We start from the raw sequence: 18026 nt of genomic DNA, 5'->3' as shown, positions 1-18026 counted from the left end.
CCGGCCCCGGCGCCGGCGCCGGCTACAGGCCGAGCACGCGGGCGACCGTCCGCAGCACCCCGTCGTCGTTGTTGGACGGGGCCAGGTGGCGGGCCCGGCGGACGACGTCGGGGTGGGCGTTGGCCATGGCGAACGACCACTCGGCGGCGTCGAGCATCTCCAGGTCGTTGAGGTAGTCGCCGAAGACCATGGTCTGCGCGGGGGTGATGCCGAGCGCTTCCTGGAGGCCGCGCAGCGCGGCGCCCTTGTTGGCGGTGCGGTTCATCACGTCGACCCAGTGCTCGCCGGAGACGACGACCTGGTGCGTGGCGGCGAACGGGGCGAGTGCCGGGGCGGTGGAGCGCTCGGCGGGCCCGAAGTCGAACACCGCGACCTTGATCACGTCGTCGTCGACGGCGGTGACGTCCTCCACGATCCGGTGCTCGACGTAGTACTTGCGCACCTCGGCCAGGAACGCCTCGTCGGTCCGCTCGACGTACGCCGACCGCTTGCCGCAGACCACGGCACCGGCGTCCACCCCGTCCGCGACGAGCCGCCGTACCGTCCGGGCCACCCCGGCCGCGGCCGACCCCGCCAGCGGGTCGGAGCTCAGCTCCACGCCGTCGCGGACCACGTACGTGCCGTTCTCCGCGATGAACACCATGCCCTCGGCGACCTCGGCGAACTGCCGGGCCAGCGTGGCGTACTGGCGGCCGCTCGCGGGGCTGAACAGCACTCCGCGCCGGCGCAGCTCGGCCAGCATCGGCCAGAGCCCGTCGGGTATCCGCTGGGCGTCGTCCAGCAGCGTGCCGTCCATGTCGGTGACGATCAGCCGGATGTCGGCGGGCCCGGCGGGCAGGCCGGGGACACCGAGGAGGGGCGTGGGCACGGGCGTCGCGGACATGTCCTGCTTCCGGTCGGGTGAGGGTACGCCGACCAGTGTCGCTCACCGCCCGGAACGCCCCCGGGGCACCCCGAACCGCTCACGGTGCGCGGTTTCCCGCGACAGCACGATCACCTGGCGGCACAATGACGGCGGACGACCGCGACGGCGAAGGGCGGCGACGTGACCGAAGGCCATTTTCCGGCGGCCGGGCCGGCGGGTCTGAACACCTCCGTGGCGCACAACGCCCGGGTGTGGAACTACTGGATCGGCGGCAAGGACCACTACGAGGTCGACCAGCGGGTCGGTGAGCACGTCGCGGGGATGTTCCCGGTGATCCGGGCGGTGGCCCGCGCGGACCGTGACTTCCTCGGGCGGGCGGTGCGGTTCCTGGCCGGTGAGCGCGGGATCCGGCAGTTCCTGGACGTGGGCACGGGCCTGCCGACCGTGGACAACACGCACGAGATGGCCCAGCGGATCGCCCCCGAGTCGCGGATCGTGTACGTCGACAACGACCCGATCGTGCTCGTGCACGCCCGTTCGCTGCTCACCAGCTCTCCCGAGGGCGTCACCGACTACATCGACGCGGACGTGCGCGACCCGGAGGGCATCGTGCAGCGGGCCGGCGACACCCTGGACCTGACCCGGCCGGTGGCGGTGATACTGCTGGGCATCCTGAACTTCGTGCTGGACACCGGCGAGGCCCGGGACATCGTGCGGCGGCTCATGGCGGCGGTGCCCTCGGGCAGCCACCTGGTGCTCACCCACCCGACCTACGACGGCGACGTGGGCGGCGAGGGGAACGTCGCCGCGATGGAGTTCTGGAACGCGAACGCCACCCCGCCGATCACCGCCCGCGGCCGCGCGGAGATCGCCGGGTTCCTCGACGGCCTGGAGCCGGTCGAGCCGGGTCTGGTGCCGTGCTCGCAGTGGCGCCCGGAGTCCGCGGCCGCCGCACCGGTGCCGCAGTTCGGCGCGGTGGCCCGGAAACCCTGAGTCCGGCAGTGTGCCCCGCCCGGCCCGCCGAGGAGGACGTATGACGACTTTCGACGACCCCGTGCCCGGCGGCCGTCCGGGCGATCTGCGCCGGGTCGCCGCGCTCACCGCGGACCTGGCCGCGCGGGACGTGCGCGGCGTCGTGCTGGCCTACGTGGACACCGCGGGCGTCGGCCGCGTCAAGACGATCCCGACGGCACGGCTGGAGTCGGCCGTGTCCTGGGGGGTGGGCATGTCCCCCGTGTTCGACACGTTCCTCGCCGGAGACTCGATCGTCACGACCGACGTGCTCGGCTCCCCGGACGGCGACCTCAGGCTCTACCCGGACCTCGACCAGCTGGTGGCGCTGGCCGCGCAGCCCGGCTGGGCGTGGGCGCCGGTGGACCGGATCACCCAGGAGGGCGACCGGCACCCCGGCTGCGCCCGGACCTTCCTGCGCCGGATCGTCACCGACGCCGCCGAACGGCACGGCCTGACGTTCAAGGCGGCCGTCGAGATCGAGTGGGCGATGGGGCTGGACTCGGCGCCCGCCGGCGCGTTCGTGCCGGCCGTCTCCGGTCCGGCCTACGGCGCGATCCGGCAGGTGGAGCTGAGCGACTGCACCGCCGACCTGCTGACCGCCCTCGCCGCGCAGGACGTGGACGTCGACCAGCTGCATCCCGAGTACGCGGCCGGGCAGTTCGAGATCTCGGTGGGTGCCCTCGACCCGGTGGCCGCCGCCGACCGCAGCGTCCTGGTGCGCCAGACGATCCGCGCGGTCGCCGGACGGCACGGCCTGCGGGTGTCGTTCGCGCCCGCGGTGCTCGCCGAGGGGGTCGGCAACGGCGGCCATCTGCACCTGTCCTGCTGGCGCGACGGGGTGAACCTGCACGCGGACGGCGACCGCCGGTACGGCATGACGGCAGAGGCGGAGTCCTTCGTGGCGGGGGTGCTCGCCCGCCTCCCCGCGCTGACGGCGGTCACCGCGCCGAGCCCGGCCAGCTACCTGCGGCTCAAACCCTCCCAGTGGGCGGGGGTGTTCACCGCGTGGGGCCGCGAGACGCGCGAGGCCGCGCTGCGGGTGATCACCGGTACGGCGGGCCGCCGGGACCAGGACGCCAACCTGGAGGTCAAACCGGTCGACCTGGCCGCCAATCCGTACCTCGCCCTGGGCTGTGTGATCGCCGCCGGTCTGGACGGCATGAGCGCGGCCCGGTCCCTGCCCGAGGAGATCACCGGCGACCCGGCCCGGTACGGCCCGGACGAGGCGGCGGCCCTGGGGGTGCGGCGGCTGCCGCGGTCGCTGCCGCGGGCCGTCGAGGAGTTCCGCGCGGACCCGGTGCTGCGGGAGGCGCTCGGCCCCGTGCTCGCGGACGCGGTGACCGCCGTACGCCTCGGCGAGGCGGCGGCCGTGTCCGGGCTGGACGACGCCGGGGTCGCGGCCGCCTACCGCTGGACGTACTGATGACCGCCGCGTCCGGCCCGGTGGCCGAGGCCCTCGCCGAGCTGCCCCTGGTCGACCACCACTGCCACGGGGCGGTGACCGCGGACCTGACCGGCGGGGAGTTCGCGTCGCTCATCACCGAGGGCGAGGCCTGGCCCGGTGTCTCGCCCTTCGACAGCCCCGTCGGCGTGGCCGTCCGCCGGCACTGCGCGCCCCTGCTGGACCTCCCGCGGCACGCGCCCCCCGCGGAGTACGTGGCCCGGCGCGCGGAGCTGGGCTGGCGGGAGGTCAACCGGCGCTTCCTGACGGCGGCCGGCACGGAGGTGTTCTGCGTGGACACCGGTTACGCCCCGCACCCGGTCACCTCCCCGGCCGAACTGGGCCGCGCGGCGGGCGCCGCCGCCTGCGAGGTCGTACGGCTGGAGCAGATCGCCGAGGCGGTGGCCGCGCATGGCGTGGAGGCGGACGGGTACGCGGCCGCCTTCCGCGGCGCCGCCGAGGAGGCCGTGCGCCGGCCGGGCGTGGTGGCGGTGAAGTCGGTGGCCGCCTACCGCACCGGTTTCGCCCTGGACCCGGCCCCTCCCACCGACGCCGAGGTGACGGAGGCCGCCGCCGGCTGGCTCACGCGCGGCGGCCGGCTCGCCGACCCGGTGCTGGTACGGCACCTGCTGTGGACCGCCGTCGAACTGGGCCTGCCCCTGCAGCTGCACACCGGGTTCGGCGACGCGGACGTGACGCTGCACCGCGCGGACCCCGCCCTCCTCACCGACTGGCTGCACCTGACGTCCGGCACCGTCCCGGTCCTCCTGCTGCACTGCTGGCCGTACCACCGTCAGGCCGCCTTCCTGTCCGCGGTGTTCGCGCACGTCCACCTGGACGTGGGCCTCGCCCTGCACTACACGGGGCCGGCCCGCTGCCGGGCGGTGCTGGAGGAGGCGCTGGAGATCACCCCGTTCCGCAAACTGCTGTACAGCTCCGACGCCTACGGTGTGGCCGAGTTCCACCATCTGGGTGCCCTGTCGTTCCGGCAGGGGCTGGCCGCTCTGCTGCAGGCCCGGGTGGACGCCGACGAGCTGAGCCTGCCCGACGCCCTGCGGATCGCGGCCTGGGCGGGCCGCGACAACGCCCGCCGACTGTACGGACCGCCCGTATCCGAACCGGCCCGCGACCCCAGCGGGCGCCCCACCCGGAAAGTATGATCAAGCAATGTCTGACATGACCGAGACCACGCCCGGCTGGCTGACCACGGACGAGCTGGAGATGGCCAGGGCCCGGATGCCGATCCTGTACGTCGAGGCCGTACCCGTGCGCGTCGACGACAGCGGCGAAGTGACCAGCATCGGACTGCTGCTGCGCATCGGCCCCGACGGAACGGTCAGCCGGACCCTCGTCTCCGGGCGCGTCCTGCACCACGAGCGGGTCCGCGACGCGCTGCTGCGCCACCTGGAGAAGGACCTCGGCCCGGTCGCCCTGCCCCGCGTCCCGGCCTCCCTCCAGCCCTTCACCGTCGCCGAGTACTTCCCGACGGCGGGCATCACGCCGTACCACGACTCGCGCCAGCACGCCGTGTCCCTGGCCTACGTCGTGCCGGTGACCGGTGACTGCCGCCCCCGGCAGGACGCGCTGGACCTGGTCTGGTTCAGCCCGCAGGAGGCCGTCTCCGCGGCCGTGCAGGGCGAGATGCCGGGCGGGCACGGGGTGCTGCTGAAGCAGGCGCTCGCCCATGTCGGCGTGGCCCTCTGACCGCGGTACGACGGCTCCCCGGCGGCTGCTGACGCCCCTCGGCGGCCGCGATGCCACAATCGAAGAACGACCGTGTCAGGCCGTGATCCCGCTCCGGACCGGGGCCGTGTCAGGAGGCCGGAATGTACCGCTCGAACGAGGGGCTGACCGAGCGGATCCGTCGTGACCGGCGAGCGGACCGGACCCGGACCCGGGGCCGGGCCCGCCGGGCGCTCGTGCCCGCGGGAGAGCCGTGATGGCGGGAGAGCGGGAGGGGAGACGACCGCGGGAGCCCGCCCTCCCGGACCTGCACGTGCGCCTGCGGTCCGAGCTGGGCCGGATCGACGACACGCTGCGCATCCTGGTGGCCTCCATGGACCGCCTGCAGGGCCTGCTGGACGCGGTGGTGGCCATCTCCCGCGAGGTGGAGCTGCCCGCGGTGCTGAACCGCATCGTGACCACCGCCATGGACCTGGTCGGCGCCCGCTACGGGGCGCTGGGCGTCCTCAGCGAGTCCGGGGAACGGCTGGAACAGTTCATCTCGGCCGGCCTGTCCGAGCAGGAGCGCCTCGCACTGGCCGAGATCGGCCTGCCCCGCGGTCTCGGTGTGCTCGGTCACCTCATCCGCTACCCCGACCCCCTGCGGGTCGAGGAGATCCGGGCCCACCCGTCCTCCGTGGGGTTCCCGCCCGGCCATCCTCATCTGCGCACCCTGCTCGGCGTCGCCATCAGCGTGCGCGGCGAGATCTACGGCGACCTCTACCTCTCCGAGCGCTACGACGGACAGCCCTTCGACGTCCATGACGAGAACGTCGTCATCGCCCTGGCGAGCGCCGCCGCGATCGCCATCGAGAACGTCCGCCTCTTCGAACGGGTGCGCGTCGGGGCGGAGCAGTTCCAGCGGCTTCTGCTGCCCAGCCTGCCCGACCTGCGGCCGTTCACCGCCGCCGCCATCTACCGGCCCGCCGCCGAGCCCAGTCAGCTCGGCGGGGACTGGTACGACGCCATCCCCCTGTCCGACAACGTGGTGGCGGTCGTCATCGGCGACGTGGTCGGGCACGATCTGCGGGCGGCGGCCGCCATGGCCTCCACCCGCAACATGCTGCGCGCGCTGCTGTTCGACCAGACCATCGCGCCCGGCGCGGTCCTCAGCCGGCTCGACCGGGCCCTGGAAGCGATCACGAACAACCCGGTGACGACCACCACCCTGGCCCGGATCGAACCCGAGGGGCCCGACTGGCGGTTCAACTGGAGCACCGCGGGCCATGTCCCGCCCCTGCTGATCACCCGGGACCACCGGGCCAGGTTCCTGATCGCCGAGCCCGGACTGCCGCTCGGCGTGGACACCGAACAGCCCCGCCCCGACCACTCCCGCCTGCTGCCGCCCGGGGCCACGGTGGTCTTCTTCACCGACGGGCTGATCGAGCACCCCGGCCACGCCATCGACGAGAGCCTGGACGCGCTCGGCGACATCGCGGCCAAGTACGCCGATCTGCCCCTGCCGGAGTTCGTGCAGGCGCTCGCCGATCACCATCCGAGCGACGGCCACGACGACATGGCCATCCTCGCGCTGCGCACGCCGGGCTCCTGAGCCGCGCCCGCGGGGTGCCGGCCGGTCCCCTGGCGTGGAGGTTCCGCCGGATCCGGCGGATGATGGGCTACGGGGCGATGTCGACACGGAGGTCGCCCGATGACGGACGTGCGGCGTGAGCGGCTCCGGCGCAGCGGCCTGACCACCCTGGAGATCTGCGTCGTCGCCGCGCTGTACTTCGGCTCCGCCGAGCTGGGGCTGCTCCAGCAGCTGGTGCGCAGCCAGGTCACCCCGCTGTGGCCGCCGAGCGGGATCGCGGTGGCGAGCATGCTGCTGCGCGGGCGGCGGGTGTGGCCGGGTGTGGCGCTCGGCGCGTTCCTGGCCAATGTCGATCTCGGGCCGTCGCTCCCGGCCGTCCTCGCGATCACGGCGGGGAACACCCTGGCGCCCGTCTGCTCCTGCCTGTTGCTCCGGCGCGCCGGGTTCCGCAACGAACTGGACCGGCTGCGGGACGTCCTCGGCCTGATCTTCCTCGGCGCGTTCACCGGGATGCTGGTCAGCGCGACGACGGGCACGACGACCCTGCTCGTCTCCGGGGCACTGAGCACCGCCGGCTTCTGGCCGACCTGGTCGGTGTGGTGGACCGGCGACGCGATGGGCGTCCTGGTGGTCACACCGGTCCTGCTCGTGCTCAGCTCGGCACGGTGGCCGAGGAACGTGCGCACGTCCCGGTGGATGGAGGCGGTGCTGCTCGTGGCGGCCACCGCCGCCGTGGGGTTCGTGGAGACCGGGCGGGCACCGCTGCTCTTCCTCGGGTTCCCGTTGCTGGTCTGGGCGGCCTTCCGGTTCCAGCTGGCGGGGGCGGCTCCGTGCGCGCTGGCCGTGTCGACGTTCGCGATCGTCGCCGCCGCGCGGAGGACCGGTCCGTTCGCCGGGCACGATCTGCTCACCAACATGATCACCCTGCAGGCGTTCAACGGCGCCGCCGCGCTGACCGCGCTGCTGCTCGGAGCCGTCGTCAGCGAGCGGGACCAGAACCAGCGGGAGATCGTGGACGCCTGCACCCAGATCGCCGGCATGGTGTCCAGGATCACCGCCGGCGACCGCCATCTGGTCCCGCCCGAAGAACCCGGTGCACCCGAGGGACCGGGTGGGGCGGACGGCGTCGGCGGAGCGGACGGGGAGGGCACGACAAAGGCCGCCTCCTCGTCGATGAGAAGACGGCCTCCGACCGGCCACAGGGCTGGTCGGGACGACAGGATTTGAACCTGCGACCCCTTGACCCCCAGTCAAGTGCGCTACCAAGCTGCGCCACGTCCCGGTGCGGTTTGACCTGGGGTTTCCCCGGTCGAAACACGCAGGGAAACCATACCGCACTCGGCTCCGTGGTCGCGCGTCCCTTTCGCTGTTGACCTCGACCTTGGTTGAGGTTGCACGATCGACGGCATGACGATCGCAGCGGACGAGACCCGTACCCACGGCTACGACGACCTGGCCCGTCTGATGGGCCTGATGACCGGCGACGAGAAGCACGGCCCGGCGGCCACCTCCACGCTCGACGTGCTCTGGGTGCTGTACGACCGGGTGCTCCGGGTCTCCCCGGAGCGGCGGGACGATCCGCACCGGGACCGGTTCCTGCTGAGCAAGGGGCACGGGCCCATGGCGTACTACGCCGTGCTGGCCGCGAAGGGGTTCGTGCCCGTCGAGTGGTTGCCCGGGTTCGGGTCGTACGACTCCCCGCTCGGGCACCACCCGGACCGTGTGCTCGTGCCCGGAGCCGAGATCGGCAGCGGGTCCCTCGGGCACGGGCTGCCGATCGCCGTGGGCAGCGCGCTGGGGCTGCGGGCACAGGGGCTGCCCGGCCCGGCGGTGTGGGTGCTGATCGGGGACGCCGAGCTGGACGAGGGCAGCAACCACGAGGCGATCGCCTTCGCCGGTCCCGCCGGCCTGGAGCGGCTGCACACCGTCGTGATCGACAACTCCTCCGCCAGCCATGCGCTGCCCGGGGGCATCGCCGCCCGGTTCGAGGCCGCCGGGTGGTCCGCGGTGACCGTGGACGGGCGCGACCACGAGGCCCTGTACGCCGCGTTCACGGCTCCGCACCCGGGACGGCCGCACGTGGTCGTGGCCCGCGTCGAGCCGAAGAACGCCTGACCCTCCCCCGCTCTGCCGAAAGGGCACACCTCCATGGACACCATGCGTGACCGATTCGCCCCCCTCGTCTCCCGGCTGCTGGACGAGGACCCGCGGGTCGCGGTCGTCCTCGCCGAGATCGGCGCGGACGGCTTCCGCGCGGCCGCGCGCCGGCATCCCGACCGGGTGATCAACGTCGGCATCCGCGAGCAGCTGCTCGTCGGGGCGGCGGCGGGACTGGCGCTCACCGGGCTGCGGCCGGTGGTGCACACCTTCGCCAGCTTCCTCGTGGAGCGGCCGTTCGAGCAGGTCAAACTGGATCTGGGGCACCAGGACGCGGGTGCGGTGCTGGTGAGCGCCGCCGCCTCCTTCGACTGGCCGGCCGGCGGCCTCACCCACATGGCGCCGGGCGACGTGGCCCTCCTCGACACGCTGGACGGCTGGACCGTGCACGTGCCCGGGCATTCCGACGAGGCGGAGACCCTGCTGCGCCACGCGGTCGCCGCGGGCGACGACAAGGTGTACGTACGGCTGTCCGTGCAGGCGAACCGGGAGGGGCGGCCGATCGACGGGAAGCGCTTCGTGCCGGTCCGCGAGGGCCGCTCGGGCGTGGTCGTCGCCGTCGGCCCGATGCTGGACGCGGTCCTCGCCGCCACGGAGGGCCGGGACGTGACCGTGCTGTACGCGACGACCGTGCGGCCCTTCGACACGGAGGGCCTGCGCCGGGCGACGGGGACGGCGGGCACGGACGTGGTGCTGGTCGAGCCGTACCTCGCGGGCACGTCGACGGCGGCGGCGACCGAGGCGCTGTCCGACGTGCCGCACCGGGTGCTCGGGCTCGGTGTCGGCCGCCGTGAACTGCGCCGCTACGGAACCGTCGAGCAGCACACGGCCGCTCACGGCCTCGACCCGCGCGGGTTGCGCGAACGGATCGACGGATTCCTGGCCGCTCCCTAGGGTTTCCGCAGCCGCGGGGCCGGGGCGTCGGCCCGGACCAGGTCGCGTATCGGCGGTATCGCGAGCAGGGCCGCCGCGACGGCCAGGCTCACCACCGCCGCGGCCAGCAGGACGTGGCCGGCGCCGAGCGCGCCCGCGGCCGGACCGGCGAGGGCCTGGCCGACCGGCATCATCGCGAGGGAGCCGGCCACGTCGTAGGCGTGGATGCGGTTGAGGACGTCGGCCGGGACCTGGGTCTGCACACTGGTCGCCCACATCACGCCCCAGAACGACATCCCGGCACCGGCGACGGCAGCCCCGGCCGCCATGGCCGGCACGCCGAGCCCCGCGCCCACGGCAGCCGGGAAGCCGAAGAAGGCGAACAGGGACACCGCGCCCGCCCGGAGCATGCGGCGCGGGCGCAGCCGCAGGGCCAGCAGGCCACCGACGACCGTGCCCGCGCCCAGGGCCGAGTTGACCAGACCGTAGGCGCGCGGGCCGTGGTGCTGGACGATCTCGGTGGCCACCAGCGGGACGGTCGGGCCCCACACGGCGATCATGTACAGGCACCAGACGGCGATCACCCCCCACAGCCAGGTCCGTGACCGGAACTCCCGCCAGCCCTGGACGAGATCGCCGCGGAAGGCGCGCACGCCCCGGCCGGCGGCGGCACGCGTGCCCTCCGGGAGCGGCGGCAGCCGCAGCAGGAGCAGGCACAGCGCGCTGATCGCGTAGGTGGCCGCGTGCCCGGCGAACACCCCGCCCGGTGAGGCGAGGCCGACCAGGACTCCGGCGACGGCCGGGCCGGCCAGCTGCGCGGCGGACTCGGCGATGCGGACGGCGCCGTTCGCGCCCTGGACGTCGGCCGCGAGCCGGGGCACGGTGCTGGCCACACCGGGCTGGAAGACGGCACCGGCGACGCCGTTGACGAAGCCGATGGCGCAGATCTGCCACAGCACCACATGGCCGGCGAAGAACAGGCCGGCCGCGAGGGACTGCGTGCCGAGCCGGACGAGGTCGGCGCCGATCATCAGCCGGCGGGTGCTGAACCGGTCGGCGACGACACCGCCGAGGACGACCAGACCGGCGAAGGCCGCGGCCGTCGAGGCCATGGCGAGACCGACCGCGCCCGCGCCGTACCCGCGCTCCAGCAGTCCGGCGGCGAGGGCCACGGGCAGCATCGTGTCACCGAGACGGGCCGCGGCCCGGGCCACGAAGAACAGGGCGAAGTCCCGTGACCAGACGGCGGGTCCGCCGGGCGCGCTGCCGTCTACGCCCCGGGCGGCGACGTCCTGCCGTGCGTCCGTTCCGGTCATCGCCGCGCCCCTCCCTGCCGCCCCGCCGGTGTCTCCCGCACCGCTTACGCCGCGCGGGATCATGCCACGCCGGGACCGCGTCCACGGGGTATTTTCAGCCCGCGGACGGCATCCCCAACTCCGGGTGGGCGTCGAGCAGTCGGGGCGGCGCCGCCTGCCGCCAGGAGTCGGCGAGGATGTCCCGCAGTTCGTCCTCGTCCTCCAGCGCCGCGAGTCTCGCTCTCACCCAGGCGAACTGGGCCTCGTGACCGGCGATCCAGAACTTGCCCGGCTCGGCGAGGACCAGTTCGTCGCGTTCCTCCTTGGGGCAGCGCACGGCGATGGAGGTCTCGTCCTCCGGCAGCGTCGCGAACATCTTCCCCGCCACCCGGAATGTGGGCATGCTCCAGGCGACCTTCTCCGTGGTGTCCGGCAGGGAGAGGGCGATACGGCGTACGTCTTCGGCATCCGGCATGACACGCACCGTAGCCCCTGCCACTGACAGTCACCTGGTCGCGGCGCTGTCCCGCCCGGGCCCCGGAGCGGCAGGACGCTTGAAGTACAGGGTGGTGCCGCGGAGTTCGCCGGCCGGGGTCAGCGCGTAGTCGGGGATGGTGCCGGCCTCGGTCCAGCCGGCCGAGCGGTACAGGTGCTCGGCGGGGCTCCCGGTCTCGGTGTCGAGGTGCAGCAGGGTGATGCCGTCGGCCGCGGCCGCGTGCTCGGCGGTGGCGAGCAGGCGCCGGCCGAGGCCCTGCCCGCGCGCGGAGCGGTGCACCATCAGCTTCACGAGTTCCGCGCGGTGACGGCTGTTGGGCTTGCCGGGGCGGGCGAGGGAGACGGTGCCGGCCACGCGCCCGGCGCCGTCGACGGCCACCCACACGGCGAGCCGGCCCGCGGCCGCGTCGTCCGCGCGCTCCCGCCACCACGCGGCGGCCTCCGCGCGCGTCAGCGGTGCGAGGAAGCCGACGGAGGCGCCGCCGGCCACGGTGTCGGTGAGCAGCGCGGCCAGTTCCGCCGCGCGGTCCCGCAGCTCCGCTCCGGACCAGCGCAGTACCCTCACGGCCGCACCACCGCCAGCACGTACCGGGCCGTGCCGGGGCCGGCGCACCGGAAGCGGGTCGGGCCGTGGACGCGCATTCGCAGGCAGTCGCCGGTGCCGAGGCGGTGGGCCCGCTCCCCGTCGGTCACCTCCAGGGTGCCGTCCAGCACCCACAGATGCTGTTCGAGGCCGGGTACGGGCGGGCGGTCGTAGGCGATGTCGGCGCCCGGGGCGAGCCGGCCCTCGACCAGTTCGCCACGCAGTCCGGCGTGCGGCGGGGACACGGAGCGCCGGACGAATCCCGAGGCACGGTCCTCCCACACCTGCTGATCGGCGGCCCGCACGAGCGGGACCGGACCCGCCGCCTCGACCTCGCTGAGCAGCTGGGACATGGTGCGGCCGTAGACCTGGCACAGGCGGTTGAGCAGGGCGGCGGTGGGGCTTATCTCCGCGCGTTCGGCTCGCGAGAGGGTGGAGCGGCTCACTCCGCTGCGCTCCGCCAACTCGCCCAGCGACCAGCCGTGCTGGGCGCGCAGGGCGGCCAGCCGGGCACCGATGCGGACGTCGACCGGGTCCGGGTCCTCGCTTCTCACATCCGGGACGATATCCCTGATGTGAGACGGGCGTGTTTCGGAAGGCTCACGGCCGTGCGGCCTCTCCGAGGGCCTCCAGCACCGGGCGGATCAGCGGGTGTCCCTCGGCTCCCCGGCGTACCGCGGCGAAGACGCGGCGGGTCGGGGCCTCCCCGTCGACCGGGCGGACGACCACGCCGGTGAGGTCCATGCCGCGCAGCGCGGAGCGCGGTACGAGCGCCACACCGGCGTCGGCCGAGGCGAGGGCGACGACGGCGCGGAAGTCGTCGGAGGAGTGCTCCAGCCGGGGCTGGAAGCCGGCGCTCTCGCAGGCGAGCACGACCACGTCGTGACAGGGGTTGCCCGGGTAGGGCCCGATCCACGGGTCCTTCGCCAGCTCGGCCAGGGGCACCTCGGCGTGGTCCGCGAGGCGGTGGCCGACCGGCACGACGGCGTCGAACGGCTCGGCGTACAGCGGGACATGGGTGAGCCGGGGGTCGTCGGCGGACGGGGCGCCCCGGTACTCCACGGCGACCGCCACGTCGACCTGGCGGTCCAGCACCATCGGCAGGCTGGCGTCGCCCTCGGCGTCCTGGACACGGATGCTTATGCCGGGTGCGCGGGACGCGAGACGGGCCACGGCCGGGGCCACCACCTGGGCGATGCCGGTGGCGAAGGCGGCCACGGTGACCGTGCCCGCCTCGCCCGAGCCGTAGGCGGCCAGCTCGGCCTCGGCCCGCTCCAGCTGGGCGAGGACCGCGTTGGTGTGGCTGAGCAGGATCTCGCCGGCCGGGGTGAGCCGTACGCCCTTGGCGCCGCGCTCGACCAGGCGGTGGCCGGTTTCCTGCTCCAGGGCCGTCAGCTGCTGGGAGACGGCCGAAGGGGTGAGGTACAGCGCGGCGGCCGCCGCGGTGACCGTGCGGTGGTCGGCCACCGCACGGAGGATGTGGAGCCGCCGTGCCTCGATCATGCCCCCGATTATTCCAGGGTGTCCGCCGTGGTCAGCCCTCCAGCTCGGCACGGGCCGCGACGAAGGCGTCGACGGCGCGGTCGACGTCGGCCGTGGAGTGCGCGGCGGACAGCTGGACGCGGATGCGGGCCTGGCCCTGCGGGACGACCGGGTAGGAGAAGCCGATCACGTACACCCCGCGCTCCAGCAGGAGTTCGGCCATACGGCCCGCCTCGGTCGCGTCGCCGATCATGACCGGGGCGATGGCGTGGTCGCCGGGGAGGATGTCGAAGCCCTCCTCCGTCATCCGGCGGCGGAAGAGCGCGGTGTTCTCGGTGAGCCGGACGCGCAGGTCGTCGGCGGACTCCAGCAGGTCCAGGACCTTCAGGGAGGCGGCGGCGATCACCGGGGCGAGGGTGTTGGAGAACAGGTACGGGCGGGAGCGCTGGCGCAGCAGGGCGACGATCTCGGCGCGGGCGGCGACGTAGCCGCCGGAGGCACCGCCGAGGGCCTTGCCGAGGGTGCCGGTGATGATGTCCACGCGGTCCATGACGCCGTGCAGCTCGGGCGTGCCGCGGCCGGAGGGGCCGACGAAGCCGACGGCGTGCGAGTCGTCGACCATGACCATGGCGTCGTAGCGGTCGGCGAGGTCGCAGATCTCGCGCAGCGGCGCCACGTAGCCGTCCATGGAGAAGACGCCGTCGGTGACGATCAGCCGGCGCCGGGCGTCGGACGCCTCCTTGAGCTTCGCCTCCAGGTCCGCGAGGTCGCGGTTGGCGTAGCGGAAGCGCCGGGCCTTGGACAGGCGGATGCCGTCGATGATGGAGGCGTGGTTGAGGGCGTCGGAGATCACCGCGTCCTCCTCGCCGAGCAGCGTCTCGAAGACACCGCCGTTGGCGTCGAAGCAGGAGGAGTAGAGGATCGTGTCCTCCTGGCCGAGGAAGCCGGACAGCCGCGCCTCCAGCTCCTTGTGCACCTCCTGGGTGCCGCAGATGAAGCGGACGGAGGCCATGCCGTAACCCCAGCGGTCCAGGGCCTCGTGGGCGGCGGCGACCACCTCGGGGTGGTCGGCCAGGCCGAGGTAGTTGTTGGCGCAGAAGTTGAGGACCTCGCCGGGGCGGCCGCCCCCGGTGACGTTGACGGTCGCGGACTGCGGGCTGCCGATGACCCGCTCGGGCTTGTGGAGGCCGGCGGCACGGATCTCGTCGAGGGTGGCGCGCAGGTCGTCGCGGACGGTGTCGAACATGGGGGCTCCTGAAAGTGCTGGCGGGTGTCGGGGTGCGCGGGCTGCGGCTCAGACGGTCCAGTCGAGGATGATCTTGCCGCCCTTGCCGCTCGCGGCGTCCGCGAAGGCGGCCTCGAAGTCGCGGTAGCCGTAGCGGCCGGTGATCACCGGGGCGAGGTCCAGACCGCCCTCCAGCAGCACCGACATCGCGTACCAGGTCTCGAACATCTCGCGGCCGTAGATGCCCTTGATCGTGATCATCGAGGTGACGATGCGCGACCAGTCGACCGGGAACTCCTCGGCCGGCAGGCCGAGCATGGCGATCCGGCCGCCGTGCGTCATGTTGGCGATCATGTCGCGCATGGCCTCCGGACGGCCGGACATCTCCAGGCCGATGTCGAAGCCCTCGCGCAGCCCCAACTCCCGCTGTCCGTCGGCGATCGTCGTCTCGGCGACGTTCAGCGCGAGGCTCGCGCCGATCTTGCGGGCCAGCTCCAGGCGCTCCTCGCTGACGTCGGTGACGACGACGTTGCGGGCGCCGGCGTGCCGGGCCACCGCGGCGGCCATCAGGCCGATCGGGCCGGCGCCGGTGATCAGGACGTCCTCGCCGACCAGCGGGAAGGACAGCGCGGTGTGCACGGCGTTGCCGAACGGGTCGAAGATGGCGGCGACGTCGAGGTCGACGGCGACCCGGTGCACCCACACGTTGGACGCGGGCAGGGCGACGTACTCGGCGAACGCGCCGTCGCGGCCGACGCCGAGGCCGATGGTGGCCCGGCACAGGTGCCGGCGGCCGGCCAGACAGTTACGGCATTTGCCGCACACCAGATGGCCCTCACCGCTCACCCGGTCGCCGATGCGGATCTCGCTCACGTCGCGCCCGACCTCGACGACCTGCCCGACGAACTCGTGCCCGACCACGAGCGGGGTGCTGATCGCCTGCTGCGCCCAGCCGTCCCAGGCCCGGATGTGCAGGTCGGTGCCGCAGATACCGGTCCGCATGACCTTGATCAGCACGTCACCGGGCCCGATGGCGGGCTCCGGGACGTCCGTCAGCCAGAGTCCCGGCTCCGCCTTCTCCTTGACCAGCGCCTTCACGCGTACGGCTCCTGTGGGTGAGGCCCGGGCGGCGGGCATGCGAAGAAGCCCGCACCGGGTCCGAGGGGTGGAATCACCCTGCAATCTGCCGTACGCGCGGGCGGGGGTCCATCGAGCTTTTCTTAACCGGCGCCTCAGCTTTCCTACAGGCCCCGCGTGCCCCCGCGCGTGTCCCGCTCGGCATCACGCGCACGACGGCCCTCGATTCAGAAGGGAAGGCCGTCCTCGGCGCTGCGCTCGAGGCGTACGACGAGGTCGGCGGCGAGTGCCTTGATGGTCTCCAGGCCCTCTCGGCCCCAGACCCGGGGCGCGGTGTCGGCGGCACACACGGTGCCGAGCGCCATCCCGGAGCTGTCGATGAGGGGGGCGCCGAGATAGGAGTGGATGCCGTAGTCGTCGACCACCGGGTTGCCTGCGAACCGCGGGTAGTCGCGGACGTCCTCCAGCACCAGCGCCTTGCGGCGGACCACCACATGGGGGCAGAACCCGTGGTCGCGCGGCAGGACCCGGCCGAGTTCGGCCCGGGTACCGTCCTCCCGGACGACCGGGGCGACGACGGGGGCGCTCAGGCCCGCGAAGAACTGGTGGTCCTCGCCGATGAAGTTGACCATGGCGTACGGCGCGCCGGCGAGCCGGCCGAGGTGCTCGGCGAACGCGTCGAGCGCGGGGGCGGGCCGGTCCGCGAGGCCGAGCCGGCGCAGCCGGTGGACCCGGGCGGGGGCCTCCTTGTCCTCGGGGGTGAGCAGCAGCCCCCGGACCGGCCGGGGCGGCTCGTAGCTCATGGCCGGGCTCCGTCGCAGTGGGCGTACCTCATATAGGGGCTCGGTGAGCGGTAGGGCGGCATCACATGTGGGCGCCACGGGTGGGCGCGGGCTCGGGGGTGTGGGCGAGGAGGTGGCGTACGAGGGTGAGCAGGGTCTGCACGCCGGAGCTGGAGATCCGGGCGTCGCAGCGGACGACGGGGACCTCCGGGTCGAGGTCGATGGCGGCCCGCACCTCCTCGGGGCCGTAGCGGTACCCGCCGTCGAACTCGTTGACGGCGACGATGAAGGCGAGCCCGCGCTCCTCGAAGAAGTCCACGGCGGCGAAGCAGTCCTGCAGCCGGCGGGTGTCGGCGAGGATCACCGCGCCGAGCGCGCCCTCGGACAGCTCGTCCCACATGAACCAGAACCGCTCCTGTCCCGGCGTGCCGAACAGGTACAGCACGTGCTCCGGATCGAGGGTGATCCGGCCGAAGTCCATCGCGACGGTCGTCTCCATCTTGTTCTCGATGCCGTCGAGATTGTCGGTGGCGGCGCCGACCGTGGTGAGCAGCTCCTCCGTGCTGAGCGGGGCGATCTCGCTGACCGCTCCCACGAAGGTCGTCTTGCCGACCCCGAATCCGCCCGCCACCAGAATTTTGAGCGCGGTGGGGAACGGGTCAGAGCTGTCGTCGTAGTCCATCGAGCACTGCCTCCAGCAGAGACCGGTCAGTGGGAGTGTGGTGGAAGGCGGGCGGCTTGGTGGTCAGCGCACCGCAGTCGACCAGGTCCGAGAGCAGCACCTTGGTGACCACGGCGGGCAGCTTCAGCTGCGCGGCGACCTCGGCGACCGAGACGGGCGCGCGGCACAGGTCGAGGGCCTGTGCGTGCTCGGGCCCGAGGTAGCCGAGCGGGGTCACCCCCGTGGACATCACCTGGGACATCAGGTCGAGGGCGATGCTCGGCTCGGTCCGGCCGTTGCTGACCGTGAAGGGGCGCACCAGCCGTCCGGCCGCGTCGTCCAGCCAGGGCCCGTCGCCGGCTGCGGCCACGCTCAAGGCCTCGTCGCCGAGGGTTCGACGGCGTGCTGCCGGGGCGCGGTCACCAGGTACGGGCGGACGCTCTTGACCAGCATCGCCATCTCGTAGCCGAGGACGGCGGCGTCGGCCTCGCGGCCGGCGAGCACCGCGAGACAGGTGCCGGAGCCGGCGGTGGTGACGAACAACAGGGTCGAGGCGAGTTCGACGACGACCTGGCGGACGTCGCCGCCGTCACCGAACCGGACGCCCGCGCTGCGGCCCAGTGAGTACAGCCCGGAGGCGAGGGCGGCCATGTGGTCGGCACTGTCCGGGTCCAGACCGTGCACGGACTTGACCAGTCCGTCGCAGGACAGCAGCACCGCGCTGCTGGTGTGGGGTACGCGCTGCACGAGGCCGCTCAGCAGCCAGTCGAGGTCGGAGGCGTGGGCGGTCGGCGCATCGCTCGCCATGGTGGATCGACTCCTT

The 18026-nt window shown here is 73.6% G+C and carries 20 protein-coding genes and 1 tRNA gene; 8 read left to right on the top strand and 13 right to left on the bottom strand.

Annotated features, from left to right (window positions below; genetic code table 11):
- Positions 1–22: 22 nt before the first annotated feature.
- On the bottom strand, positions 23–883 hold the full coding sequence (locus tag ACF08B_RS01405) for a Cof-type HAD-IIB family hydrolase (RefSeq protein WP_392315486.1): 861 nt from the start codon (positions 881–883) through the stop codon (positions 23–25).
- A 162-nt stretch (positions 884–1045) separates the two neighbouring features.
- Here ACF08B_RS01405 and ACF08B_RS01400 point away from each other — a divergent pair, with 162 nt between their 5' ends.
- The 6 genes from ACF08B_RS01400 to ACF08B_RS01375 all read left to right on the top strand — a co-directional run bounded on the left by ACF08B_RS01400 (position 1046) and on the right by ACF08B_RS01375 (position 7800).
- Positions 1046–1858, top strand: coding sequence for an SAM-dependent methyltransferase (locus ACF08B_RS01400; protein WP_392315485.1), 813 nt, complete (start codon positions 1046–1048; stop codon positions 1856–1858).
- Positions 1859–1898: 40 nt separating this feature from the next.
- The gene (locus ACF08B_RS01395; protein ID WP_392315484.1) at positions 1899–3302 is read left to right on the top strand and encodes a glutamine synthetase family protein; all 1404 of its coding nucleotides are present in this window, start codon (positions 1899–1901) and stop codon (positions 3300–3302) included.
- Entirely contained in the window at positions 3302–4480 is a 1179-nt protein-coding gene (locus ACF08B_RS01390) for an amidohydrolase family protein (protein WP_392315483.1), read from the top strand. The genes ACF08B_RS01395 and ACF08B_RS01390 overlap by 1 nt, the downstream gene beginning before the upstream one ends.
- Before the next feature lie 16 nt (positions 4481–4496).
- Positions 4497–5024 carry an NUDIX hydrolase family protein gene (locus tag ACF08B_RS01385; protein ID WP_176985909.1) on the top strand — a complete coding sequence of 176 codons (528 nt, stop codon included), beginning with the start codon at positions 4497–4499 and terminating at the stop codon, positions 5022–5024.
- Positions 5025–5259: 235 nt separating this feature from the next.
- Positions 5260–6594 (top strand): PP2C family protein-serine/threonine phosphatase, encoded by a 1335-nt coding sequence (locus ACF08B_RS01380; protein WP_392315482.1) that lies wholly within the window; start codon positions 5260–5262, stop codon positions 6592–6594.
- A 99-nt stretch (positions 6595–6693) separates the two neighbouring features.
- Complete coding sequence (locus tag ACF08B_RS01375; RefSeq protein ID WP_392315481.1) at positions 6694–7800, top strand: MASE1 domain-containing protein; 1107 nt, start codon at positions 6694–6696, stop codon at positions 7798–7800.
- Here the strand turns inward: ACF08B_RS01375 and ACF08B_RS01370 are convergent.
- Positions 7779–7855 (bottom strand) — tRNA-Pro (locus tag ACF08B_RS01370). The genes ACF08B_RS01375 and ACF08B_RS01370 overlap by 22 nt on opposite strands.
- Before the next feature lie 125 nt (positions 7856–7980).
- Between ACF08B_RS01370 and ACF08B_RS01365 the strand changes: the two genes are divergently transcribed.
- Together ACF08B_RS01365 and ACF08B_RS01360 are read left to right on the top strand one after the other, a co-directional pair.
- Positions 7981–8688, top strand: coding sequence for a transketolase (locus tag ACF08B_RS01365; RefSeq protein WP_392315480.1), 708 nt, complete (start codon positions 7981–7983; stop codon positions 8686–8688).
- 33 nt (positions 8689–8721) lie between these two features.
- Positions 8722–9624 (top strand): transketolase family protein, encoded by a 903-nt coding sequence (locus ACF08B_RS01360; protein ID WP_392315479.1) that lies wholly within the window; start codon positions 8722–8724, stop codon positions 9622–9624.
- Here ACF08B_RS01360 and ACF08B_RS01355 read toward each other — a convergent pair.
- From ACF08B_RS01355 to ACF08B_RS01305, 11 genes are all read right to left on the bottom strand, one after another.
- A complete protein-coding gene (locus ACF08B_RS01355; protein ID WP_392315478.1) occupies positions 9621–10919 on the bottom strand; it encodes an MFS transporter in 1299 nt (432 codons plus the stop codon). The two genes, ACF08B_RS01360 and ACF08B_RS01355, sit on opposite strands and share 4 nt — an antisense overlap.
- A 94-nt stretch (positions 10920–11013) precedes the next feature.
- Complete coding sequence (locus tag ACF08B_RS01350) at positions 11014–11373, bottom strand: MmcQ/YjbR family DNA-binding protein (RefSeq protein WP_176985502.1); 360 nt, start codon at positions 11371–11373, stop codon at positions 11014–11016.
- Between the two features lie 30 nt (positions 11374–11403).
- The gene (locus tag ACF08B_RS01345; RefSeq protein ID WP_392315477.1) at positions 11404–11958 is read right to left on the bottom strand and encodes a GNAT family N-acetyltransferase; all 555 of its coding nucleotides are present in this window, start codon (positions 11956–11958) and stop codon (positions 11404–11406) included.
- A complete protein-coding gene (locus ACF08B_RS01340; protein ID WP_392315476.1) occupies positions 11955–12530 on the bottom strand; it encodes a helix-turn-helix domain-containing protein in 576 nt (191 codons plus the stop codon). Before ACF08B_RS01340 ends, ACF08B_RS01345 begins: the two co-directional genes overlap by 4 nt.
- A gap of 46 nt (positions 12531–12576) precedes the next feature.
- Positions 12577–13479 (bottom strand): LysR substrate-binding domain-containing protein, encoded by a 903-nt coding sequence (locus ACF08B_RS01335; RefSeq protein ID WP_392315475.1) that lies wholly within the window; start codon positions 13477–13479, stop codon positions 12577–12579.
- A gap of 31 nt (positions 13480–13510) precedes the next feature.
- Positions 13511–14704, bottom strand: coding sequence for a glycine C-acetyltransferase (locus ACF08B_RS01330; RefSeq protein WP_392315474.1), 1194 nt, complete (start codon positions 14702–14704; stop codon positions 13511–13513).
- A 48-nt stretch (positions 14705–14752) separates the two neighbouring features.
- On the bottom strand, positions 14753–15781 hold the full coding sequence (tdh, locus tag ACF08B_RS01325) for an L-threonine 3-dehydrogenase (protein WP_392315473.1): 1029 nt from the start codon (positions 15779–15781) through the stop codon (positions 14753–14755).
- Between the two features lie 206 nt (positions 15782–15987).
- Positions 15988–16563 carry a GAF domain-containing protein gene (locus tag ACF08B_RS01320; protein ID WP_392315472.1) on the bottom strand — a complete coding sequence of 192 codons (576 nt, stop codon included), beginning with the start codon at positions 16561–16563 and terminating at the stop codon, positions 15988–15990.
- 61 nt (positions 16564–16624) lie between these two features.
- On the bottom strand, positions 16625–17224 hold the full coding sequence (locus ACF08B_RS01315) for an ATP/GTP-binding protein (RefSeq protein WP_392315471.1): 600 nt from the start codon (positions 17222–17224) through the stop codon (positions 16625–16627).
- Positions 17202–17573 (bottom strand): DUF742 domain-containing protein, encoded by a 372-nt coding sequence (locus tag ACF08B_RS01310; RefSeq protein WP_093473033.1) that lies wholly within the window; start codon positions 17571–17573, stop codon positions 17202–17204. Before ACF08B_RS01310 ends, ACF08B_RS01315 begins: the two co-directional genes overlap by 23 nt.
- A 2-nt stretch (positions 17574–17575) precedes the next feature.
- Positions 17576–18010 (bottom strand): roadblock/LC7 domain-containing protein, encoded by a 435-nt coding sequence (locus tag ACF08B_RS01305; RefSeq protein ID WP_073891429.1) that lies wholly within the window; start codon positions 18008–18010, stop codon positions 17576–17578.
- Positions 18011–18026: the final 16 nt, after the last annotated feature.

The organism is Streptomyces sp. NPDC015139 (assembly GCF_043079785.1).
GTDB lineage: Bacteria > Actinomycetota > Actinomycetes > Streptomycetales > Streptomycetaceae > Streptomyces > Streptomyces albidocamelliae.
This window is presented reverse-complemented; position numbering and strand designations above follow the sequence as displayed.

Coding starts and splice junctions, on each gene's coding strand:
- ACF08B_RS01405 (WP_392315486.1), bottom strand. CDS start 883: ATGTCCGCGACGCCCGTGCCCACGCCCCTCCTCGGTGTCCCCGGCCTG.
- ACF08B_RS01395 (WP_392315484.1), top strand. CDS start 1,899: ATGACGACTTTCGACGACCCCGTGCCCGGCGGCCGTCCGGGCGATCTG.
- ACF08B_RS01390 (WP_392315483.1), top strand. CDS start 3,302: ATGACCGCCGCGTCCGGCCCGGTGGCCGAGGCCCTCGCCGAGCTGCCC.
- ACF08B_RS01385 (WP_176985909.1), top strand. CDS start 4,497: ATGACCGAGACCACGCCCGGCTGGCTGACCACGGACGAGCTGGAGATG.
- ACF08B_RS01380 (WP_392315482.1), top strand. CDS start 5,260: ATGGCGGGAGAGCGGGAGGGGAGACGACCGCGGGAGCCCGCCCTCCCG.
- ACF08B_RS01375 (WP_392315481.1), top strand. CDS start 6,694: ATGACGGACGTGCGGCGTGAGCGGCTCCGGCGCAGCGGCCTGACCACC.
- ACF08B_RS01365 (WP_392315480.1), top strand. CDS start 7,981: ATGACGATCGCAGCGGACGAGACCCGTACCCACGGCTACGACGACCTG.
- ACF08B_RS01360 (WP_392315479.1), top strand. CDS start 8,722: ATGGACACCATGCGTGACCGATTCGCCCCCCTCGTCTCCCGGCTGCTG.
- ACF08B_RS01355 (WP_392315478.1), bottom strand. CDS start 10,919: ATGACCGGAACGGACGCACGGCAGGACGTCGCCGCCCGGGGCGTAGAC.
- ACF08B_RS01350 (WP_176985502.1), bottom strand. CDS start 11,373: ATGCCGGATGCCGAAGACGTACGCCGTATCGCCCTCTCCCTGCCGGAC.
- ACF08B_RS01335 (WP_392315475.1), bottom strand. CDS start 13,479: ATGATCGAGGCACGGCGGCTCCACATCCTCCGTGCGGTGGCCGACCAC.
- ACF08B_RS01330 (WP_392315474.1), bottom strand. CDS start 14,704: ATGTTCGACACCGTCCGCGACGACCTGCGCGCCACCCTCGACGAGATC.
- ACF08B_RS01320 (WP_392315472.1), bottom strand. CDS start 16,563: ATGAGCTACGAGCCGCCCCGGCCGGTCCGGGGGCTGCTGCTCACCCCC.
- ACF08B_RS01315 (WP_392315471.1), bottom strand. CDS start 17,224: ATGGACTACGACGACAGCTCTGACCCGTTCCCCACCGCGCTCAAAATT.
- ACF08B_RS01305 (WP_073891429.1), bottom strand. CDS start 18,010: ATGGCGAGCGATGCGCCGACCGCCCACGCCTCCGACCTCGACTGGCTG.